Annotated in this window: 23 protein-coding genes; 11 read left to right on the top strand and 12 right to left on the bottom strand. The window is 48.0% G+C overall.

Going from position 1 to position 22,994, the window contains the following annotated elements; all coding sequences use genetic code 11:
- Positions 1-96 precede the first annotated feature (96 nt).
- The 12 genes from W01_RS09050 to tkt form a co-directional block, all read right to left on the bottom strand.
- A complete protein-coding gene (locus W01_RS09050) occupies positions 97-1,041 on the bottom strand; it encodes a multicopper oxidase domain-containing protein (protein ID WP_173054001.1) in 945 nt (314 codons plus the stop codon).
- A 75-nt stretch (positions 1,042-1,116) separates the two neighbouring features.
- Positions 1,117-1,467, bottom strand: coding sequence for a c-type cytochrome (locus W01_RS09045; RefSeq protein ID WP_173053999.1), 351 nt, complete (start codon positions 1,465-1,467; stop codon positions 1,117-1,119).
- Positions 1,457-2,137, bottom strand: coding sequence for a c-type cytochrome (locus W01_RS09040; protein WP_173053997.1), 681 nt, complete (start codon positions 2,135-2,137; stop codon positions 1,457-1,459). Before W01_RS09040 ends, W01_RS09045 begins: the two co-directional genes overlap by 11 nt.
- Positions 2,138-2,139: 2 nt before the next feature.
- On the bottom strand, positions 2,140-3,231 hold the full coding sequence (locus W01_RS09035; RefSeq protein ID WP_242006923.1) for a multicopper oxidase domain-containing protein: 1,092 nt from the start codon (positions 3,229-3,231) through the stop codon (positions 2,140-2,142).
- A 165-nt stretch (positions 3,232-3,396) separates the two neighbouring features.
- Complete coding sequence (locus W01_RS09030; protein WP_242007081.1) at positions 3,397-3,534, bottom strand: MFS transporter; 138 nt, start codon at positions 3,532-3,534, stop codon at positions 3,397-3,399.
- 399 nt (positions 3,535-3,933) lie between these two features.
- Positions 3,934-4,344 (bottom strand): DoxX family protein, encoded by a 411-nt coding sequence (locus W01_RS09025; protein ID WP_173053993.1) that lies wholly within the window; start codon positions 4,342-4,344, stop codon positions 3,934-3,936.
- A gap of 380 nt (positions 4,345-4,724) precedes the next feature.
- Entirely contained in the window at positions 4,725-5,534 is an 810-nt protein-coding gene (ppk2, locus tag W01_RS09020; RefSeq protein WP_242006922.1) for a polyphosphate kinase 2, read from the bottom strand.
- A gap of 752 nt (positions 5,535-6,286) precedes the next feature.
- Positions 6,287-7,351 carry a class II fructose-bisphosphate aldolase gene (gene fba, locus W01_RS09015; protein ID WP_173053991.1) on the bottom strand — a complete coding sequence of 355 codons (1,065 nt, stop codon included), beginning with the start codon at positions 7,349-7,351 and terminating at the stop codon, positions 6,287-6,289.
- Between the two features lie 89 nt (positions 7,352-7,440).
- Positions 7,441-8,880 carry a pyruvate kinase gene (gene pyk, locus W01_RS09010; RefSeq protein ID WP_173053989.1) on the bottom strand — a complete coding sequence of 480 codons (1,440 nt, stop codon included), beginning with the start codon at positions 8,878-8,880 and terminating at the stop codon, positions 7,441-7,443.
- A 15-nt stretch (positions 8,881-8,895) separates the two neighbouring features.
- Positions 8,896-10,080: a phosphoglycerate kinase gene (locus W01_RS09005; protein WP_173053987.1), complete on the bottom strand. Its 1,185-nt coding sequence runs from the start codon at positions 10,078-10,080 to the stop codon at positions 8,896-8,898.
- 82 nt (positions 10,081-10,162) lie between these two features.
- Positions 10,163-11,161: a type I glyceraldehyde-3-phosphate dehydrogenase gene (gene gap, locus W01_RS09000; RefSeq protein WP_173053985.1), complete on the bottom strand. Its 999-nt coding sequence runs from the start codon at positions 11,159-11,161 to the stop codon at positions 10,163-10,165.
- A gap of 470 nt (positions 11,162-11,631) precedes the next feature.
- Positions 11,632-13,647, bottom strand: a complete 2,016-nt coding sequence (gene tkt, locus W01_RS08995) for a transketolase (protein WP_173053983.1) — start codon at positions 13,645-13,647, stop codon at positions 11,632-11,634.
- 491 nt (positions 13,648-14,138) lie between these two features.
- On the opposite strand from tkt, the gene W01_RS08990 reads away from it, so the two are divergent.
- From W01_RS08990 to W01_RS08940, 11 genes are all read left to right on the top strand, one after another.
- The gene (locus W01_RS08990; RefSeq protein ID WP_173053981.1) at positions 14,139-14,366 is read left to right on the top strand and encodes an AbrB/MazE/SpoVT family DNA-binding domain-containing protein; all 228 of its coding nucleotides are present in this window, start codon (positions 14,139-14,141) and stop codon (positions 14,364-14,366) included.
- A 1-nt stretch (position 14,367) separates the two neighbouring features.
- Positions 14,368-14,781, top strand: coding sequence for a putative toxin-antitoxin system toxin component, PIN family (locus W01_RS08985; RefSeq protein WP_173053979.1), 414 nt, complete (start codon positions 14,368-14,370; stop codon positions 14,779-14,781).
- Positions 14,782-14,844: 63 nt separating this feature from the next.
- A complete protein-coding gene (aroQ, locus tag W01_RS08980) occupies positions 14,845-15,288 on the top strand; it encodes a type II 3-dehydroquinate dehydratase (protein WP_173053977.1) in 444 nt (147 codons plus the stop codon).
- A 2-nt stretch (positions 15,289-15,290) separates the two neighbouring features.
- Complete coding sequence (gene accB / locus W01_RS08975) at positions 15,291-15,737, top strand: acetyl-CoA carboxylase biotin carboxyl carrier protein (protein ID WP_173053975.1); 447 nt, start codon at positions 15,291-15,293, stop codon at positions 15,735-15,737.
- 3 nt (positions 15,738-15,740) lie between these two features.
- Positions 15,741-17,096, top strand: coding sequence for an acetyl-CoA carboxylase biotin carboxylase subunit (gene accC / locus W01_RS08970; RefSeq protein ID WP_173053973.1), 1,356 nt, complete (start codon positions 15,741-15,743; stop codon positions 17,094-17,096).
- Position 17,097: 1 nt separating this feature from the next.
- On the top strand, positions 17,098-17,988 hold the full coding sequence (gene prmA / locus W01_RS08965; protein WP_173053971.1) for a 50S ribosomal protein L11 methyltransferase: 891 nt from the start codon (positions 17,098-17,100) through the stop codon (positions 17,986-17,988).
- A complete protein-coding gene (locus W01_RS08960; protein ID WP_173055879.1) occupies positions 17,985-18,770 on the top strand; it encodes a zinc-ribbon and DUF3426 domain-containing protein in 786 nt (261 codons plus the stop codon). The genes prmA and W01_RS08960 overlap by 4 nt, the downstream gene beginning before the upstream one ends.
- A 201-nt stretch (positions 18,771-18,971) precedes the next feature.
- Positions 18,972-20,666: a type II secretion system ATPase GspE gene (gspE, locus tag W01_RS08955; RefSeq protein ID WP_198421275.1), complete on the top strand. Its 1,695-nt coding sequence runs from the start codon at positions 18,972-18,974 to the stop codon at positions 20,664-20,666.
- An 8-nt stretch (positions 20,667-20,674) separates the two neighbouring features.
- Positions 20,675-21,889, top strand: a complete 1,215-nt coding sequence (locus tag W01_RS08950) for a type II secretion system F family protein (protein WP_242007080.1) — start codon at positions 20,675-20,677, stop codon at positions 21,887-21,889.
- Positions 21,890-22,015: 126 nt separating this feature from the next.
- Entirely contained in the window at positions 22,016-22,456 is a 441-nt protein-coding gene (gspG, locus tag W01_RS08945; RefSeq protein WP_173053965.1) for a type II secretion system major pseudopilin GspG, read from the top strand.
- Positions 22,444-22,899 (top strand): GspH/FimT family pseudopilin, encoded by a 456-nt coding sequence (locus W01_RS08940; protein WP_173053963.1) that lies wholly within the window; start codon positions 22,444-22,446, stop codon positions 22,897-22,899. Before gspG ends, W01_RS08940 begins: the two co-directional genes overlap by 13 nt.
- Positions 22,900-22,994: the final 95 nt, after the last annotated feature.

Genomic DNA, 22,994 nt, shown 5'->3' with positions numbered 1-22,994 from the left:
TTCATTAACGTAATTTTGCATGGCACTGTCTGGCTTAAATGTTAAGAACAGGCCAAAGCCTGCTCTTAACTAATTAACAGAATAGTTTACTAAAAACTATCTGATCAGGATTTGATCGCCACGCCCTTTTTTCGGGTCAGCGTCGGGCTTGTTCATCAGAACTGTGATCGCACCGCGTAACGCCGCTCCCATTGCATGATCGACGATTGCGACATTGGTCGGACGGTCAGCTGGCGAAACGATATCAAATGTACTGGCTTCAGCTACCGACACGTTGTATGTTTGAATGCCGTATAGAGTGTTCTTCGGGTTACCGTTGATATAAACACGATCCCAAATTCCTGCGATAGGATGCAGGGCGATCGGATTGTTGATGTTCGCGTTCCCAAAGAAAATACGGACGCGTTCACCCGGCTTGGATTCCAGAACCTGAGTTGCATTTGGATCATGAACAGGGCTGTAATGGAACATTTTGCCATTGATGAGAGCACCTTTCCAACCGGTGTTTTCAAGTAAGCCAGTGATGTTTTCGCTGTCCGGGAAGTATTGCTGCTGAATCAGCATATATTCACGGTCTGCTTTTGGATAATTCTTTTTATCTTTTGGATCGACGATGATCATTCCGTACATTCCCTTGGCAATATGCTGAGCCATCGTGCTTGCACCACAGTGATATATGAATACACCTGGAACCTTGGCTTCAAACTTGAAATGTTTAGTTTGTCCCGGCTTGATTTCACCGAATTCATTTAGCACGTCAACCTGAGCCGCGTGAAAGTCCATGGCGTGTGAATTTTTATTTTCAGGTGGGTTGATCAGCGTGAAATCCACCGTATCGCCTTCATCTACGCGAACAGGCTTGCCAGGAATGGAGCCATCGAATGTCCATGCAGCCATTTTGACATCACCCTTGTTATTCACGGGCAGATCAACTTCCATAGCCGTCATCGTGACTTTAACGGTTTTTGCGAATACTTGTTGTGCGGAAAACAGTCCAGTTACCAGCATTACAGCAACAGCTGTATTTTTAAGTTTATACATATTCTTCCCCTATTTAAATTAAAGTTAACTACAAATTGCTTATTTCTTGTTGCTATTTCTTGCGACTGCCATTTACTAACCAAATTTGCACTTACATAACATACGTAGATGCTGCACTAAATCGTTGATTTCCTCATCACTTAAGGTTGACCCCCAGGGAGGCATTAATATTGATTTATCAATGGATGGTCCGCCCTCTTTGATTGCTTTGAATAATGTTTCGTCCGAGCGACCTGACATTGACTTCGCATCGGTGTGATCACGCGGCACGACTGACATGTCTCGCGTGTTAACGCCTTTTCCGGTTCCCTCACTGCCATGGCATTGAACGCAATAGGCTTTGTAGTTGTCCGCAGGCGCTTCCTTGGCTTGAGCTTGGACTGAGAAAGCCGCTAGTAAAAGCAACAAAAATAATTTAGTTGGCATTTGCAACCTCCTTGCTCAATGTCTCAAGATAATGAACCATCTTCTGTATATTCATCTCCGACAGGTTTTTGTTTGGCATCATGGATTTTGGCTCCCAAGCTTGGGGAGACTTGATGAAACTCGCCATATATTGCGGTTGCAGGCGCTTGGCCGCCGTATAAAGTTCTGGCCCCGATACCCCACCATATTCAGGCTCGATTAAATGGCAGGCCATACAGCCCAAAAATTTATTGAAGGCCATTTCCCCCATCTGCTTTGATACCGTACCGGGTTCAACTTTCTCCTTGGCGATCAAATCGTCATGCGGTTTCATCTTCATGAGCTCGGCCGTAACGGAGGTGGCATCGGCCTTGGAAAGTGCGACATGATCCGTGAGCGTCGAAGTATCAACTTCATCACCTTTGGGTCCCGACTTGATATGCCCGCCATAGTACATTCCAGCGGGACGTATCCGACTAGGCTTTTGCAGCCAAGATACAAGCCATTCTTGACGATATTTGTTGCCCGCGTAGAAGAGATCTGGCCCCTTTTTTTCAAAGGCAGCTTTCAACGTCTGGGTTGCTGGACCCTTAATATTGTGGCAGGCGGAACAACTCCCCTGAAGCATTCCTCCCTCGGCGAGAACGGCTCCAGAAAAACCAAGTAAGGCAACAAGAACTATTCGCTTCATATTTATCTCCTTCTTTTCCCCTGTTCGACAATTTTGCCCATGAAAGGTGCGCTGTTGAAAAGCCCATATCCCTGTGTAAGCGACACACTGTAGAAGAAGTTGGGGTCGTACGCTTTGCCTTTCCAGGTATACCAGTCGTTCATTTTGACGCCTTCATATTCAAAAACGGTCATTGGCCCACCCATTGAAGCGCCGTTGTTAGACATGTGTTTGTCAACATGATCGTGCATTATGAAGAGTCCAGGATTGTTCATTTTAACGATCACGTCATAACGTTCACCGGGTCCTACCGGAACCGTGTCCACATAATAAGGGCTGGCAAGTGGATATCCGTCTTTATGGGTGACGAGCATGTCGTGCCCATGCATATGCATTTGGTGAGTTTCATCGCCTGCGCCAATAAAGCGCATTCTCAATACGTCGCCTTTCTTGACTCTAATCGGTTGGGTGAATGGGAAGGATTTTGCGTTTACTGAAAAATAGTCAGAAACATCCTGTGGGCTACCCCCTTTGCCATAGACGCTGGCATACGGAGATTGCCAAGTACTCAGCATCAGAATGGCATCCAGGGTCACTTCTTTTTCGAGGGCGCTCGGGGTTTTGGGATCGACGATTAATGGCCCCCACATCCCGCGTAACGCCACATGCTCCCAGACATCCACATGGCAGTGGTACCACAGGCTTCCGGGACGATCAACATTGAATTTATAGGTATAAGATTCACCAGGCTGAATCGCTTCTTGTGTGACACTTGGCACGCCATCGTGTTGCCAACTGCCGGTCTGGTTAACTCCATGCCAGTGGATGGTATGGGGAAGTGTAGTGTTGTTGCTGACATGTACCATCACATCATCTCCCTCCTTGACGTGGATGAGCGGCCCTGGCACTTGTCCGTTGAAAGCGAATACTTTATTGGTAAAGCCTGGTGCTACTTCTATTGCAACCTCATCAATGGTCAAGTTAAATTCGCGTTGCTCGGCCCAGCTTGCAGTGGCAATTCCCGCCAAGAACAAAAATGTTAAAATATTCCTGAGATAACAGGCCACAGTGGATACATACAATCTATTTAAGGCAATAGTCATTTTTCTGGTCATCCAAATTTCTATATCTGTACATTCTAATAAGATACAGTTTTAATGTATCTTTAATTAAAGATATTGTCAAGTAAATTATGGATGTCCTGTAGTGAGCGAATAAACATGCTTAAACTTATAACAGAGCATATTTCTAGTATTTATAAATTCTGGCGTAATCGCTCCCTATGCTGGCATCATCATTGCCGTGCCTATGCCGAGAGCGAACGTAAAAACCAGCAGGATTGGAGCTGTCGTTATTCCTGAAAGTGTCAATGCGCCAAGAGTTACAGTAAAGATCATCATCCAAACCTGTGAAGTGATCAGATAACGCCGTCGATCGACAATATCGGCAAGAGCATCCGCCGCAACGCCAGCAGGAAAGCCAGGGTAGTCGTGGCCGCCTGAATGAGTGCTATACCATCAAAGGACTGGCGGCGAAGTTATTAACAAACTGACAGTCGCATGGCAGAAAATGGATTGCTAAGCTGGTATTGGCACCGACTTTAGTAACGCTTCAGGTTAAAGGTTGGTGGTGTTCACCACAAAGTTGGCTGGCGATGGGGCTATTCAGCAAGCCCAATAGCCAAGTACATTCTAGAAAGCATTCTAATCGCTTCTGCCCTAACAACCGTTCACTGAATGTGCATTCATACGCGTGGTTATGGATTACGCAGCTATTAGCGCTAGAGGAGGAGCCCATGAATATTCTTTTTAATGTAATTAAGACCTTGCAGTGTTACGGCTTAAACTAAAAGGCCCGCTGCCGTGCACGACAACATAGAGCAAGCCGCCCATTATGGAAATATTCTTCATGAAGTTGATCATCTGATTTTGTGCTTCGTTGGGTGGCACAGCCCAGAAATTATGGAAGAACAGCGCCGCCATTGCGGTGAATACAAATATCGCGGCGGCGGCCCAACGTGCATTCCAGCCAATGATCAGCATGATACCTCCGCCCAGTTCAACGAAGATGGCGCCGATGGCAAGCAATTCCGGCATTGGCAGTCCCTTGCTGGCTATAAACCCTACCGTCCCTTCAAAACCGGTGATTTTACCGAAACCCGACATAACGAAGATGAGCGCCATCAAAATACGGCCCACTAATGGGCTAAAACTGTTCAATGCATTCATAGTTGAAATCCTTTTTTGAAGTAGTTAGAAAATTCACTTGAGATATGCCTGCTAGCTATTCATGGTTTAATATTGGTACCGTTATTTTTAGCAGCTTGATAATTTCGTGGTATGAGAACAAATTGCGCATCTGGGCGCACATTACCAAAGCGTGTCGGCGTGCCAACAATGGTGACATCGGCCTCAACTCACCGTTCTGGTTTGATCGAATGTCGCCAAAACGCAGACAAGGTTATCTCAAGGTTAAGTCTATTGTATGTGCGGTAACGCACGGACTGAGGAGGGTGAATCGTGACGCTTGCTTGAAAGAAGACTACAAATTGAACGCTAAGCTAAATGGGTAAAGTCTTCGTAGAGAGTTCTCTGATCATAATTTCCAGCTACGGTTCCAGCACGCCATTTTCGAGATAGGTTGCATCGTAGGTTAATATGATCCGTGGATCTGGCAAAATCAGTTTGTCATCTTTATCTGCGTAATTAAGGCGGCTGAGCAGATCCTTAATAACATTAAGTCGTGTCAGATACTTATCGTTGGCACGAACTATGGTCCATGGAGCCATTGTGGTGTGCGAGCGAGCCAACATTTCGTTGCGTGCCAAGCTGTATGGCTTCCATTTTTTGATTGCCTGGTCGTCAAGTGTACTGACTTTCCATTGGGTGAGCGGGTCTGTCATGCGTTCATTTAAACGTTTCTTCTGTTCAAGTTTGCTGATGTCGAGGTAGTACTTAAAAAGCTTGATACCTGAACGGACCAACATATGTTCGAACTCTGATACTGAATCCATAAATTCCTCATGCTCAGCGTCAGTACAAAAGCCCATTACTCGTTCGACACCGGCGCGATTGTACCAACTGCGGTTAAACAGCACGAGCTCTTGAGCTGCTGGCAGGTAGGGAACATAACGTTGAAAGTACCACACCGTTTGATCGCGATCCGAAGGCTTGCCGAGTGCTACGACACGTGTTTCACGTGGACTTAAATGTTGGACGATGCGCTTGATTGTGCCATCTTTTCCAGACGCATCACGCCCTTCAAAAATAATTAGAATTTTGTCATTGCATTTAATGAAATGCCGCTGCAGTTTGACTAGCTCAACCTGAAGAGCATGGAGCATCTTTCGGTAGTCATGCTTGCTGATTTGTGCAGCTGTTTTAGCGGGTTGATTGAGATCGTTTTTTTTATTCATCATAAGCTCACCAAAAAATATGTCGATTCCTGCTATATAAAACTAAATTTATATCCACGCTTTACGAAGTAACCTGCTTGACGAGTAATCATCACATGATTGATGTAATCAGTTATTTTGAATAATTTTTAGTTCTAGGCATTTTCATCTATATGTTCGGTTATATCTGTTTTTCTTTGTTTGCGGTGTCGTCGGTCTACCTTTGATCGAAGCTCTTTCAGAAGAGGCTGAGTTTTGATACGACGGCAGATTTTTCGGCGTTCACCAAGATGGGGTTCTACATTTCGCCTCTCGAATGACAGGTTGTTCGGATGTTCAGATCGTGTAAATGGCCGAAATACCAGTGACGGCTGGATGCGCTCTGGGGCCGGCTTAACTGGTTCAATTTCAGTCAGCTTTTTTACTTCATTGGTATCTTCTAACCCTTTTAAAGACGGAGGAAGAGGAAGATTCTGTATATATTGCATGATGTTTTAAGTATTTTGAATTGCATACTTGCAGAAATTTTAATGTTACCAGCTTCGCATTCTTTCTTCCAATACACAAATACTGGCGTAAATAATCTTTACCATTCTGGAATTGAACGGCGGGATCTTTAGGATGAGAGTTAATAAATTTGAAGGAGGTTAGAAGTGTGTAACGGAAACTGGAAAAACTTGTAATTTACTGTGCTAGCTACGGCTTATCTTTAAAATAATTATCGGGATTAAAAAAAGCGGTTCGAAAACCGCTTTTTTGATTGTGCTTACATTGAATTATTTGACGATGGCTTTTAGCTCACCTTTGGTGTACCTGATAGCCATTGCATCCAGTGATAATGCTTTTATTTTCGATGCCTGGCCAGCAGAACCGAAGGCTTCATAACGTGCCTTGCAGATCTCTTTCATGGCTATGGTCGATTCCGCCAAGAATTTACGTGGATCAAAATTTTTGGGGTTTTGTGCCAGGTGACGACGTACCGCGCCTGTAGACGCCATGCGCAGGTCTGTGTCGATATTAACTTTCCGCACGCCATGTTTGATACCTTCGACTATCTCCGAAACTGGCACACCGTAGGTTTCTCCCATATCGCCGCCAAATTGGTCAATAATTTTCAACCATTCCTGCGGTACAGAAGAAGAGCCATGCATTACCAAGTGAGTGTTGGGAATGCGGGCATGGATCGCCTTGATACGCTTAATATCCAAAGTGTCGCCTGTGGGTGGGCGGGTGAATTTGTATGCACCGTGTGAGGTGCCGATGGCTATCGCCAGTGCATCTACGCCAGTCCTCCGGACAAAATCGGCTGCCTCTTCTGGATCGGTTAGTAGTTGCGAGTGGTCTAGTTTGCCTTCTGCACCTTGTCCATCTTCTTGTTCGCCCATGCCGGTTTCAAGTGAGCCCAAGCAGCCTAGTTCACCTTCAACGGATACACCCACCGCGTGGGAAAGATCAACAACTTTACTGGTTACTTCAACGTTGTATTCGTAAGAGGATGGAGTTTTGGCATCTTCTTTCAAAGAACCATCCATCATTACGCTGGAGAATCCAGAACGAATGGCGTTGATACATACAGCCGGGGAGGCTCCGTGATCTTGGTGCATGACTACTGGAATGTGCGGATAAGTCTCTACAGCAGCGAGAATCAGGTGGCGCAAGAATGCTTCACCTGCATATTTGCGGGCGCCAGCTGAGCCTTGCATAATCACGGGGCTATTGGTTTCATCCGCTGCCTCCATGATTGCCTTGACCTGTTCCAAATTATTGACGTTGAATGCGGGCAGGCCGTATCCGTTCTCGGCTGCATGATCCAGCAGCTGGCGTAATGAAACAAGAGCCATTTTTTTCTCCTAGCAAATTTAAAGTTATTAAACAAAATTAAAAATAAAATCTGGCCGTGTACGGGAAAACACAGCCATGCTTCAACTCCTCAATGCTTACGGTGATCGCCTACCCGGACAATTTTCATGGTATTGGTATAGCCAGCCTTGCCAACGGCTTCACCTATAGTCATTACAATCATGTCACCTTCTTGTACTAATCCCAAACGTACCAGTTCATCCTCTGCTGCGCGCAACTCTACTGAAGGAAGTTTTGAGGTCGTGTTAAACGCAATTGGGTGTACCCCGCTGAATAGCGTTACTTTACTCAAGGTTGACTCAGTTGGCGTTAACGCAAAGATCGGCACTCTTGCATTCATACGGGACATCCATAGAGGAGTTGAGCCGGACTGGGTCAGTGCCACAATTGCTTTGATCGTAAAGTGAGAAGCTGCATATAGCGCAGACATGGCGATAGCCTGATCGATACGTGCAAATTTCGGTTGTAGCAGACGATGATGGGTGGCGAGATCTTCCATCTCACTTTCCGCATTAATACAGATGCGTACCATGGATTTGATGGTTTCAATGGGATAGTCGCCCACTGCAGTTTCTGCCGACAGCATGACCGCATCGGTGCCATCCAGCACTGCATTTGCCACGTCCGATACTTCCGCCCGAGTGGGAATCGGGTTAGTGATCATGGATTCCATCATTTGTGTGGCAGTGATAACCAACTTGTTTTTGGCACGTGCCATGCGGATCATGCGTTTTTGCAGGCCTGGTACGGCTGCATCTCCCACTTCCACGGAAAGGTCGCCTCGGGCTACCATGATAGCGTCGGATGCGTCAATAATTTCGTCCAGTACGGTAATGGCTTCAGCACGCTCAATTTTAGCCATTAACAAGCTTTTGCCGCCAGCCGCATGCATCAATTTACGCGCTAATTTCATGTCATTCGCCGAGCGCGGGAAGGAAATCGCCAGATAGTCTGCTTTAATCAATGCGGCGGTTTTAATGTCCTCCTTGTCCTTGTCGGTAAGCGCGGGCGCAGTCAAACCACCGCCCTTGCGATTGATCCCCTTGTTGTTGGATAGCACACCGCCGCACACGACTTTGCAGATAATTTGCGCGCCTTTGACTTCGGTAACATCAAATTCCAGCATGCCATCATTCAGTAACAGCACTGAACCTTTGCTGACATCCTTGGGTAAGTTCTTGTAATCGAGACCAACGCGTTCCTGATTGCCGAGGCCTGTCCATTCCGCATCCAGGATAAAAGTATCCCCTTGCTTGAGAATGATTTTGTCATTTTCAATTTTGCCCACCCGAATTTTTGGGCCTTGCAGGTCGGCAAGGATCCCTATAATACGGCCACATGCAGCCGCTGCAGCGCGCACTTTTTCAACACGTGCCACGTGATCTTGCGCTGTGCCATGGGAAAAATTCATGCGCACCACATCCACGCCAGCAAGTATCATTTGCTCCAGTACTTTCTGGTCGCTGGAGGCTGGCCCCAAAGTGGCAACAATTTTGGTTCTGCGTAACATAATTTTTCGTCTTATTTACTTCGCTGCACGTTGCTCAAGAATTTCTACCGCTGGCAATTTTTTACCTTCAAGGAATTCTAGAAATGCACCGCCGCCCGTGGAAATATAGCTTACTTGATCGCTGATCTTGTATTTGGCAATCGCCGCCAGCGTATCCCCACCGCCGGCGATAGAAAATGCGGGACTTTCCGCAATCGCCATGCCTAGCGTTTTGGTGCCGGCGCCAAACTGGTCAAATTCAAATACGCCTACTGGGCCATTCCACACGATGGTTGCGGCGTTCTTCAGATAGGCTGCATAAGTCTGGGCAGTTTCGGGACCAATATCAAAAATCATATCATCGTCAGTGATATCAGCCACTTTCTTAACGACGGCTGGCTCATTGGTATCGAACTTCTTGCCCACGACCACATCAGTAGGTACCGGAATCGATCCGCCCTTGGTCTTGGCGGCTTGTATTAAACGCTGGGCTTCGGCTACAAGATCGGGTTCATATAGGGATTTCCCGACGCTATAACCAGCCGCTTTAATGAAAGTATTGGCAATGCCGCCACCGACGATCAATTGATCCACGATGTGGGACAACGATTCCAATACGGTCAATTTGGTTGAAACTTTAGAACCGCCGACAATGGCGATCAGCGGGTGGGCCGGGCTTTTCAATGCCTTGCCTAATGCTTCCAGTTCTGCTGCCAGTAGTGGGCCAGCGCATGCCACTGGTGCATACTTCGCCACACCGTGGGTGGAAGCCTGCGCGCGATGCGCGGTACCAAATGCATCCATCGCATAGATGTCGCACAGCTTAGCCATTTTTTGGGACAGCTCGTCGTTGTTTTTGCCTTCACCTTTATTGAAGCGCACGTTCTCAAATAGTACAACTTCGCCATCGGCGATGGTGAAGCCGCCATCCAGCCAATCTTTAATGACCCGTATCTCTTTACCCAGCAAGTCAGACAAACGCTTGGCTACAGGCTTTAGGGAATCGGCTTCGGAATAGATACCTTCTTCAGGGCGACCGAGGTGAGACATCAACATTACTTTGGCGCCGGCTTTCACGGCATGCTGGATGGTAGGCATGCTTGCCCGGATGCGGGTATCATCGGTTATGGTGCCATCATCGGCTTGGGGAACATTCAAGTCTTCGCGGATCAGGACACGTTTGCCCTTAAGATCCAAATCAGTCATTTTGATTACGGACAATTCTTTCTCCAATTAACCATTCGAGGTGAAACGATAAGAAGAAATGCAAAAGGTGAGGGAGTGCCTCACCTTGCATGCATGTTTATTTAGCGATGACGCGAACCATCTCCAGAACCTTGCTGGAGTAGCCCCATTCGTTATCGTACCAAGAGACGACTTTAACGAAGGTACCGTCCAGAGACATACCCGCCTCTGCGTCAAAAACAGAAGTGCAACTCTCGCCTCGGAAGTCGGTAGAGACAACTTTTTCGCCGGTATAGCCAAGGATGCCCTTCATTGAACCCTCGGATGCAGTCTTCATGGCGGCGCAGATATCGGCGTAGGTCGCAGCCTTATCCAACTCCACGGTGAGGTCAACTACGGATACGTCAGAGGTGGGTACCCGGAACGCCATGCCGGTGAGTTTTTTATTCAGTTCGGGAATAACCACGCCAACGGCCTTGGCCGCACCAGTCGAAGACGGAATGATGTTTTCGAGGATGCCGCGACCACCACGCCAATCTTTGTTAGAAGGGCTGTCCACGGTTTTCTGGGTAGCGGTGGCGGCGTGTATGGTGGTCATTAGTCCGCGCTTTATGCCCCAGGTGTCATTTAGCACCTTGGCAACAGGGGCGAGGCAATTTGTCGTGCAGGAAGCGTTGGAGATGATCGCTTGGTTAGCATAAGTTTTGTCATTCACGCCATACACAAACATCGGCGTGTCATCCTTGGATGGGGCAGACATGATAACTTTCTTGGCACCCGCGGCGATGTGTTTTTCACAAGTTTCTTTAGTGAGAAAAAGACCGGTGGACTCGATAACTATATCAGCGCCCACTTCATTCCATTTCAATTCGGCGGGATCTTTGATAGCAGTCAGACGGATCTTTTTACCGTTGACGACCAAGGTATTGCCTTCAATGGAAATGGTGCCATCAAAGCGGCCATGTACGGAGTCGTAGCTCAACATGTAAGCCAAGTAGTCGGGTTCAAGCAAGTCGTTAATGCCTACGATCTCGATGTCCTGGAAATTTTTCACGGCTGCGCGGAACACCATGCGGCCAATTCGACCAAACCCATTGATACCAACTTTGATTGTCATGTTTCTCTCCTGGTTTTATAACTAAAATTGTAACTGTTCAGACAAATTCTTTGATTTTATTCTGATGTTGTAGCTAAGCTAATCAAATATTTAAACTTTAAATATGCTCGCCACAAATAACCGGACGACAGGGTAGCCTTGAAACGTGCCACTAATCCTACGGCTGCAACGCTAAGTGTTGCTTCAGATAGAAGGAATCAGTCAAAACTATTCTGTATGGCTGCCTGCGCGGCCCGCGATTAATTTGAGCAGTTTATATTCAAGGCTGCAACCCTTTGCAAGGGTGATCATTTTTATAAGGATGATTAAATGATCGGCCAAATCCCTTGTTGCCAATTTCGCAAAATATCAGCGAATTTAATCCGAACTTTGATTAAAGAATTGGCAACTTACAAATACTTTTGATCCTCCTTTTCAAGGATAACCTTTCAAGCAACGCTCACGGAGTCAGCTGTATCGTTACCAGAAATTTAAAGTATGCTTTTTACGGTTTTCACTACATTGTCAATGGTAAAGCCGAAGTGTTTGAATAGTTCACCTGCCGGAGCAGATTCGCCAAAGGTATCCATGCCAATTACCGCACCGTCCAAACCAACATATTTGTACCAAAACCCCGTCACGCCCGCTTCGACAGCTACGCGTTTACTGCCCTTTGGTAACACGCTGTCTCTGTATGCTTGATCTTGACGATCAAATACATTGGTTGAAGGCATGGAAACTACTCGTACATTAATGCCGTCTTGAGCCAAGGTTTTTTGTGCATCCATGGCCAGACTCACTTCGGAGCCCGTTGCGATAATGAGTGCTTGTGGCTGGCCATTGGCAGCTTCTGACAAGACATAACCACCCTTACGGATGTTGGCAATTTGATCCGCATCGCGTTTTTGGAATGCCAAATTTTGCCGGCTAAAAATAAGACTGCTCGGGCCAGTTTTGCGCTCGACCGCTGCAACCCATGACACGGCAGATTCCACAGTATCACAAGGGCGCCAAACGTCCATATTTGGAATATAGCGTAGTGTGGCGGTTTGTTCCACGGGTTGATGAGTTGGCCCATCTTCGCCCAGACCGATCGAGTCATGCGTGTACACGAAAATCACACGCTGTTTCATCAGCGCAGCCATGCGCAGTGCATTGCGTGCATATTCAGAGAACATCAGGAAAGTGCCGCCAAATGGTAGCAAGCCGCCATGCAACGCCACGCCATTCATAATGGCCGACATGCCGAATTCGCGTACTCCGTAACTAATGTAGTTACCTGTCGATTTTCCATGAACGTGCTTGGCGCCCGTCCAATTGGTCAGGTTTGAACCGGTCAGATCCGCCGAACCGCCAAGAAACTCAGGTAATGCCGGCACCAGACCGTTAATCGCATTCTGCGATGCCTTGCGCGAGGCAATGGTTTCTGCTTTTTCATTGGTCTTGGCGATCATGTTCGCAGCATGTTGTGCCCAGTCTGCTGGCAAATCACCCTTCATACGCCGCTCAAATTCAGCCGCTTCCTGGGGGAAAGCCTCGCGGTATTCTGCAAATTTATTGTCCCACAATTTTTCTAAACCCTCACCCTTGGTACGCGCATTCCACGCTTGATAAACGTGAGCTGGGATTTCGAACGGCGGGTATTTCCAGCCTATGTATTCGCGCGTAGCAGCGATTTCCGCATCGCCCAATGCAGCGCCATGCACGTCATGCGTGCCGGCCTTGTTCGGAGAACCTGCGCCGATGATGGTTTTGCAGCAAATCAGTGTAGGCTTGTCGGTAACTTCCTTGGCAGCCTTGATGGCGTCATCTATTGCTTCGGGATCATGGCCTTCCACATTGGCGATTACATGCCAACCATAAGATTCAAAACGTTTGGCAGTATCGTCGGTAAACCAGGCTTCAACATGCCCATCAATGGAAATGCCGTTGTCGTCCCAGAAAGCGATTAATTTGCCGAGCCCCCAGGTACCGGCCAGTGCACAGGATTCATGTGAGATACCTTCCATCATGCAACCGTCGCCGAGGAAAACATAAGTATGGTGGTTAACAATTTCGTGGCCGGGCCGATTAAATTCATTTGCCAGCATTTTTTCCGCCAGGGCAAAACCAACCGCATTGGTAATGCCTTGACCCAGCGGGCCGGTAGTGGTTTCGACGCCAGCAGTGTAGCCATATTCTGGGTGGCCTGGAGTCTGAGAGTGTAGCTGGCGGAAGCGTTTCAACTCATCAATCGGCAAGTCGTAGCCAGTCAAATGCAACAGGGCATAAATCAGCATCGAGCCATGGCCATTGGAAAACACGAAACGGTCCCGGTCGGCCCATTTAGGATTAGCCGGATTGTGGCGCAGATGATGAATCCACAGCACTTCGGCAATTTCTGCCATGCCCATGGGAGCGCCAGGATGGCCAGAGTTTGCTTTCTGAACTGCATCCATTGCCAAAGCGCGGATCGCTCCAGTTGTGTCATTAAACTTGGGGGGGTATACCTTACGCGCCGCAGCCATCTTTCACTAACCTCCTGAGCATCACTTTTAAAGAATAAATAAATTATTTTTGTAACAAACTAGTTAGTAATTATGCCGTACTGCCCTGTTTAGGGCAACAGGAGAAAAATAGTTATCAATTTAATTAATTTAATTCAATACCTTATATCTAAATTTTTCAATAGCGACGATCGTATTTTCCATCAAACCATTCGCTCTTTGATTTTAAGTGGCTTTGAGTCCGGGCAACCATTTAATACTTAACCATCCGTACGTGTCGGCGTGCGCGTCACGCGTACGAATTTTCAATGATTACTTTGCCGCCCAGATAAATGCAGCCCATTTTTTTGGGGCAAAGATACCCACCTGTTTAATGATAGTTAAGGTCGGTAAATCCTACCTGTTACTTAGGGTTGGGCACTGGTGTCTACGGTTGCGCACGTCCGTTTTCTCAAGTACAATTTTGTTGCGTTTACCTTAAATTATTTCTGTTTGCCACTGAGGTAGCTACCATGCAAGTCAAGATAATTCCAAGCAATCAGACTACGTCGCCAGATAGAATTGTTTCTCCAGTGGAAACTTCTGAACATTTTGATATTGAAGTTGACAGTTCCACTAATGCTTTGACGCCCGTCTTAGTTCAAAGCGTTGAAGCTGTGCGTGAAAAATTGATTGCATCGGGGATTTCCGAAAAAGATGTAGCTGACGCTTGTGCTTGGGCGCGTCGACCCAAAGAATAACATGCGCGTTGTTCTCGATACCAATGTAATACTTTCTGCATTGTTGTTTGCCAACGGAAATTTGGCATGGTTGAAGAAGGCTTGGCAAGCGAAGTCTATCCGTCCGGTAATCAGTAACGCAACAAAAGAAGATTTATTTGACTCATTGAATTACCCAAAATTTGATCTGTCGATCGCTGAGCAGGATCTGTTGCTGGAAGAGTTTTTTCCATACTGTGAAATAGCGTCCATATCCAACTGGATGCCATCGCACGGTATATTTAGTCAAGTATTTTTGGCCGTGGCACACAAAGCCAAGGTAGATGCATTGGTGAGCGTTGAAAAAGATTTACTCGCATTGCGAGGAAGTTTTATCCCCTCCATTTTTACCGTTGAGGAATTACGTAAACGTTTGCAAGAAGAACGTCTCGCATAATTACTCCACTCAATTTCTGCTAAATAATAGACAACTTGTCCTAATTTGCGGCAAACTGCGTTCATGAAAACCATTCTGGTTCTACATGGCCCCAATCTGAACTTGCTCGGTAGCCGCGAGCCAAGCGTGTATGGCCATATTACATTAGACGAAATTAACAACAAATTACAGCATTTAGCACGCATGCAAGGTACAAATCTGTTGTATTTTCAGAGTAACTCTGAATCTGCTTTAGTAGATCGTGTGCATTTGGCGCGCCAGGATGGTACCGATTTTATTGTCATTAACCCTGCTGCGTTTACGCATACCAGTGTGGCTTTACGCGATGCACTAGCGGCGGTGGCCATCCCATTTATTGAAGTCCATCTTTCCAATGTGTTTGCACGGGAACCGTTCCGCAAAGAATCATATTTTTCTGATCTTGCTATCGGCGTTATCAGCGGTCTGGGTGCAACCGGTTATGAACTCGCAGTGCAATACGCGCTGCAATATTCTGTTAGGAGCTAATTATGGATTTACGTAAACTTAAGACCTTGATTGAACTGGTTGAAAGCTCCGGTATTGCCGAGCTGGAAATCAGTGAAGGCGAAGAACGCGTGCGCATTGTACGTTCTGCTGCTGCGGTGCAGCATGTTTATGCTGCACCGCAGCAGCATATGACCACGCTTGCCCCACAGCTGTCCGATGTGCCTGCTGAGCTTGCCGAACCCGCAGCACCAGATGGTCACGTAGTGAAATCGCCGATGGTTGGTAGTTTTTACCGCAGTCCCTCCCCTGGTGCCAAACCCTTTGTGGAAGTGGGCCAGAGCGTAAGCGTGGGCGATACTCTTTGTATTATCGAAGCAATGAAGCTGCTCAACGAAATCGAAGCTGACCAAAGCGGTGTCATTAGTGCGGTTCTGGTCGAGAGTGGCCAGCCAGTGGAATATGGTCAACCTCTTTTTATCATTGGTTAAATAATGTTTGAAAAAATTCTCATCGCAAATCGAGGCGAGATTGCCTTAAGAATTCAGCGCGCTTGTCGTGAAATGGGCATTAAATCCGTTGCCGTGCATTCCGAAGCTGATGCAGATGCCAAGTATGTCAAACTGGCCGATGAGTCGGTATGTATTGGCCCGGCTTCCTCGCTAAATAGCTATTTGCACATTCCATCCATCATTAGTGCAGCGGAAGTTACCGATGCACAGGCCATCCACCCAGGCTATGGTTTTTTGTCTGAGAATGCTGACTTCGCTGAGCGTGTGGAAAAGAGTGGGTTTGTATTCATTGGCCCACGGCCGGAAACCATTCGTTTGATGGGCGACAAAGTGTCCGCCAAAAACGCGATGAAAAAAGCCGGTATTCCTTGTGTACCAGGTGTGGATGGCGCACTGCCAGATAATCCAACCGAAATTACCAAGATTGCACGCAGTATCGGTTATCCGGTTATTATCAAGGCCGCCGGGGGCGGGGGCGGACGTGGTATGCGCGTAGTGCATACCGAAGCCGCGTTGCTGAATGCCGTGGTCATGACGCGTGGCGAGGCGCAGGCGGCGTTTAATAATCCTGTGGTGTATATGGAAAAGTTTTTGCAGAACCCACGCCACATCGAATTTCAAGTACTGGCTGATTCTTATGGCAATGCGGTATATTTAGGTGAGCGCGACTGCTCAATGCAACGCCGCCATCAGAAAATTCTTGAGGAAGCGCCAGCACCGCTGCTTAATACTCGTCTCCGTAATAAAATTGGTGAGCGTTGTGCGGCAGCTTGCCGCAAGATTGGCTATCGCGGTGCGGGAACTTTTGAATTTCTGTATGAAAACGATGAATTTTTTTTCATTGAAATGAACACTCGTATACAGGTAGAGCATCCGGTCAGCGAAATGATTACGGGCATAGATATCGTGCAACAGCAGATCCGTATCGCTGCCGGTGAAAAACTCAGTTTCAAGCAAAATGATATTACGCTTAAAGGTCATGCCATTGAATGCCGCATCAATGCCGAACATCCCTACAAGTTCACACCTTCGGCTGGCCGCATTACTACTTGGCATCCTCCTGGTGGCCCGGGCATTCGCGTGGATTCGCATGTGTACGCTAATTACTTCGTGCCGCCTCACTATGATTCCATGATCGGCAAAATCATCGCATATGGGGACAATCGCCAACAGGCGATAGCCCGCATGCGTACCGCCCTATCAGAAATGGCGGTAGAGGGTATCGAGACTAATATCCCGCTGCATCAGGAGCTCATGTTAGATGCTGCTTTTCTACGAGGTGGCACCAGCATTCACTATCTGGAACACAAGCTAGCCGAACGTATCAAGGTAAAATAACATGGCTTGGCTTACGCTGACGGTCACTGCATCTGCATCTCAGGCGGAGATGCTGAGTGAGGCTCTGTTGGCACTCGGCGCACTATCGGTGGACATTCACGATGCAGATGCTGATACCTCGAATGAGCAAGCCATATTTGGGGAACCGGGCGAACCTGTCTCTCATCTGTGGTCACACAATCGCGTTACCGCTCTATTTATCGAAGATACGCCGATAGATGCAATTATGCTGGAGGCGGCACATGCCATCGGGCTGCAAAAACCGCCAAACTATGTCATCGCAACCTTGGCGGACAACGACTGGGTGCGCCTGACTCAATTACAGTTTAACCCCATCCGCATTTCGCAGCGCCTCTGGATCGTGCCTACCTGGCACACCCCGCTCGATCCCAGTGCCATTAACATTACCCTCGATCCCGGCTTGGCTTTTGGTACCGGGAGCCATCCCACGACCCGTTTGTGTCTGCGCTGGTTGGACAGTCATTTGCAAGGGGGTGAGTCCGTTCTGGATTATGGCTGCGGCTCGGGTATTCTGACCATCGCTGCGCTCAAATTAGGCGCTGCCAGCGCCACGGGCGTAGACCTGGATGCACAAGCCGTGCAAGCCAGCCGCGACAATGCAATGGTTAATCAAGTTGACGCGCAGTTCTATTTGCCTAATGCCGCACCGAAACAACACGTCGACATTGTAGTCGCCAATATTCTTACCAATCCTCTCAAAGTACTCGCGCCATTGCTGGCAGGCTCAACGTGGCAAGGTGGTCAGATTGTATTATCCGGCGTACTCAGCGAACAGGCCGGAGACGTCATGGAAATCTATGGTCAATGGTTTGACTTCAGGCCACCGGTTGTGGAAGAAGGTTGGGCATGCTTATCCGGAGTGAAGCGATGAATGCAGTCACCCAATGCCCGGAGTGTGGCACCCGCTTTAAGGTCAGCCAAGTTCAGCTGGATATGCATCAGGGTATGGTGCGTTGCGGACGTTGCCAGGCAATATTCAACGCAATAAAACAATTGCATGATAACGAACTTAGCCCGCAACTTGCCCTGACCCTGGATGTAGTGGAAATGCAACAAGTGCCGGTTAAAAGTCCGGCAGAGCGTATCCCCGCAACCCACGATAAATATGATTTCAGCCATCTTGCGACGGCTAGTAAAGAAGACGCACTGGAAATCAGTCCTTCAGTCATTAAAAAGAATGTTCACTGGTCGTGGGTGTTGGTCACATTGCTGTTGTTCATAGTGTTACTGGCACAGACTGTGCATTTTTTTCGTGTCGAACTGGTCGCGCACCTGCCGGGCACCAAGCTAGCACTCGCGTCCTATTGCAAACTACTCAACTGCGATATCCCGCTACCGGAAAAAATTGACCAGTTGAGCATAGAGTCTTCTGATCTGGAATCCGATCCGAAACAAGCGAGCGCTATCGTTCTCAATGCCATCTTGCGAAACCGTGCGCCTTACGCGCAAACCTATCCCAATCTCGAATTGACACTCACCAACTCGATGGATGAGGCACTGGCGCGTCGCATCTTCCCTCCAGCGGAATATCTCAAACCCGGTGAGGACGAAAAACAAGGGTTACTATCCAACCATGAGATTGGCATCAAACTACATCTTGATACTGCCGACCTTAAACCAACTGGATATCGCTTGTTTTTGTTTTATCCCTAGTATCGTTCCCATCATTAAATTTGGCACGTACACACCAAACACTTTTGATTTCAAGCAGTATCCGCCTGCGTTTTTTGCCTTGAGACTGCCTGCACATGCTTCATGTTGTGGCTTGATTAAAAGCGAATGACAGCCTGCCTGCGCGAAAATCCACATGTTCGTGATACCATTCCTGCACTTTTTTGCACAGAAAGCATCCAGTTGAGCAAACGTTTAGGAGAATGGTTAGTTGAGCAGGGGAAGCTGAGTACGCTCGATTTGGAGCGCGCGCTAAACTTGCAGCAAGATGAAGTCGGCGAACACGAGCGTATTGGCGTACTGTTATTAAAGCTGGGCGTGGTTTCTGCCCGTGATGTGGCAGAGGCATTGGCGACACAGCTAGGGCTGATATTAGTGGAGCCGACTGATTATCCCCAAGTACCCTTGCTGGAAGAGCGCGTATCGGTGCGTTTTCTCAAAGAGTCTAGAGCGTTGCCGCTACATGAAGATGAACACGTGCTGGTGTTGGCGCTAGTGGATCCACTTGATCAATACGTCATCAATGCCTTTGGCTTGCTAACGCATCGTTCGGTCAGTGTACGTGTGGCAGTGCAGTCGGATATGGAAAGCGCTTTCGAACGTCTTTATGGTAGCGGCAAGACGTCGATGGGGGAAATTGTCGGCGACATCGAAACCCTCGATGAAGAAGGTGCGGGCGACGATGTGCAGCATCTTAAGGATCTTGCCAGCGAGGCGCCGGTTATCCGTCTGGTTAATTTGATTATTGGTCATGCGCTGGAGGCACGTGCATCCGATGTTCACATCGAGCCATTCGAAAATCGTCTGATCGTGCGTTACCGGGTAGACGGAGTGATGCACGAGGTAGAGTCGCCGCCGCGACGCTTGTCCGCTGCCGTCATATCGCGGATTAAAATCATGGCAAGCTTGGATATTGCAGAACGGCGTCTGCCACAAGATGGCCGCATCAAATTGCGAATTCAGAGTAAAGAAGTCGATTTGCGTGTTTCTACTGTGCCTACCATGCATGGTGAGAGCGTGGTTATGCGGATTCTCGACAAGAGTGGTACTACCCTAAATTTTGCCGCACTGGGATTTGATGATGATGTGCTCAAAGTATTCATAGATGTATTGCAGCAACCCCATGGCATTATTCTGGCCACCGGCCCTACCGGGAGTGGCAAAACTACTACGCTCTACACCGCATTACAAACGCTGAACAAATCGGATGTGAAGATACTCACGGTGGAAGACCCGGTTGAATATCAGATGGAAGGTGTAAACCAGATTCAGGTCAAAGCGCAGATCGGCCTTACTTTTGCCAACGCCCTTCGCTCTATTGTACGCCAGGATCCAGACGTAATCATGATCGGCGAAATCCGCGATTTGGAAACAGCACAAATTGCCGTACAGGCTGCACTTACGGGTCACTTGGTGCTGTCCACTCTGCACACTAACGATGCTGCCAGCACAATTAACCGTCTGCTCGATATGGGCATGGACGATTACCTTTTGACATCCACCGTTATTGGTATTTTAGCGCAGCGCCTGGTGCGTACACTGTGTGAACAATGTCGTCAATTGCGAACCGTGCTGCCCGAAGTGGTTGAGGAAATGGAGTTACATCGCTTTACCGAAGCGCGTCCGATTGAACTTTATCATGCGGTTGGCTGTCCACATTGTGGTCACACTGGCTATATTGGTCGAGTCAGTATTGTGGAAATACTTCCGATGAGTGACGGTATTCGCAGTTTAGTGATGCAGCACGCAACTGCTGGAGAAATCCGCAAGCTGGCAATCGATCAAGGCATGCGAACCATGTTTGATAATGGTTTGCGCAAAGTGATGGCAGGGGTTACGACCATTGAGGAAGTATTGCGCGTGACGCGGGAGGCTTAATTTTGCCGGTGTTTCAATACAACGCGGTTAGTGCAGACGGCGAAGCGCTGGAAGGCGAAATGGAAGCCCGTACTAATGAAGCGGTCGTAGATCGTTTGCGGGCTATGGGTTATATTCCGATTCAGATTGAACTGGCGCAGCTGGAACGAGCTGCCGGAAACACTTCATTCGGATGGTTACGCTCCAGTCGAGTGAGTCAGGCAGAAATTGGCGTATTCACGAGTGAAATTGCAACTTTACTACATGCCGGCTTGCCGCTTGATCGGGCATTAGAAATTCTGGTCGAGTTATCGGAAAACGATAAAGTGCGTAACCTGCTAACACAGGTGCGCGACGACGTGCGCGGAGGCGCTTCGCTTTCCGTAGCGATGGAAGCGCAGAAAGGCGTGTTTTCCCGTTTTTACCTCAATATGGTGCGTGCTGGCGAGGCTGGGGGCGCACTTGGTCCGGTGCTGACGCGTATCACTGAATTCATGGAACGCGCCAAAGCGCTCAAGCAAACTGTTACATCTGCATTAATTTATCCCGCAATCCTGATGTTGGTGGCAGCTGGTTCGGTGATGATGTTGCTGATATTCGTTGTGCCACAGTTTTCCCTGATGTTTCAGCAATCCGGTAAAACCCTGCCGCTGCCAACGCAAATCGTTATTGCCGCGGGTGATTTTCTACGGCATGACTGGTGGATATTGCTGATTGGTGGGCTAGCCATTTATGCGCTGTTGCGACAGCAAATGCAAAACCCTACCAGCCGCTACCGCTGGGATGGCATTTTTCTGCGTCTGCCGTTGGTAGGCGACTTGGTGGCAAAGATCGAGGTGGCCCGCTTTAGTCGCAGCTTAGGCACTTTGCTCGGCAACGGAGTGACTTTATTGAACGCGCTCTTTATTATCAAAGAAACTTTAAGTAATAGCGTCATGGCTGAAGGACTCGATAGCGTAGCGAATCAGCTCAAGCAAGGATTGGGTTTGGGCAAGCCAATGATGGAAACGGGTTTGTTTCCCAAACTTGCGGTTCATATGGTAGTGGTTGGCGAAGAAACGGGGCAGCTTGAAGAAATGCTGCTGCGCGTTGCAGATGTGTATGACAATGAGGTGCAAACAACGGTCAAGCGTATGTTAAGTCTAATGGAGCCAGTGCTGATTTTGGGGCTGGGGCTGTTGATTGGCGGTATTATTATGTCAATTCTGCTTGCCATCCTCAGCGTTAACGACTTGGCGATGTAAGCAGCGATTGCGAGTCCGACTGTATGACGGTGCTCAGCCTTATCGAACTCTATCGTAAGCAATGATGTGTTCAGGAAGCATGGAAAACATAGGAAATAGAATGGTACATTTTTGGAGAGAGATATTATGAACAGGATGAATCGGGTACGCCGGGAAACAGGATTTACCTTGCTTGAGTTGCTGGTAGTGCTGGTAATTTTGGGCCTGTTGGCTGGCTTGGTAGGGCCCAAAGTAATGGATTACCTTGGTACATCGAAAAGCAAAACGGGTAAGCTGCAAATCGAGCAGTTTGGGCAGAGCTTGGAATTGTTCAAGCTGGAAGTAGGACGCTATCCCACTTCACAGGAAAGCTTGTCGGCATTGATCGAGGCACCCACTGGTGCGACTGGTTGGAACGGTCCTTATATTAAGGGATCGAAGATGGTGCCAAAAGATCCGTGGGGCAATGATTACCATTATGCTTCGCCGGGACAGCACAACAAAGATTTTGATATCAGTTCACTTGGCCTTGATAATCGTGAGGGTGGCGAAGGCGAAAACAAGGATATCAATAATTGGGGCGAATAAAATCGCGTGCCAGCGCCGGTTTTACCCTGCTTGAATTACTGGTGGTGCTGATGCTGATGGCGATGGTATATGCCTTGGCGGTGCCGATGATCTCTGCTGGTCTGCCCGGCACCGAACTAAAGGGCGCGGCGCGCCAACTGGCGGCTGGCTTACGGCAAGCGCGCAGCCAAGCAGTCACGCGAAAAGAAGAATCGACATTGACACTGGATGTTGAAAAACGAAATTTCAAAGTGAGTGGCGATCAGCGCCGCTATGCCTTACCTACAAAGTTGGACATTAGCTTGTTCACAGCGCAATCTGAATTACTGCCCGACAAAGTCGGCGCGATTCGTTTCTACCCGGATGGAAGCTCCACTGGCGGTCGTATCACGGTAACATCAGGTGTCCGTAAATACGATATTAATGTCGACTGGCTGACTGGCCAGGTCACCATTCTCAATTAAGAGCTGTATGTGAATCTGGACGATTTGGAAATTTTGGCTGTATCTAATGTAAGCGGTCGTTGCTATGACATTGCATCAGTTAAGACCCGCGAAAA

Origin of the sequence: Candidatus Nitrotoga sp. AM1P (genome assembly GCF_013168275.1) — a bacterium.
Lineage (GTDB): Bacteria > Pseudomonadota > Gammaproteobacteria > Burkholderiales > Gallionellaceae > Nitrotoga.
The sequence above is the reverse complement of the archived record's forward strand: the minus strand, read 5'-3'. Positions and strand labels throughout refer to the sequence as shown.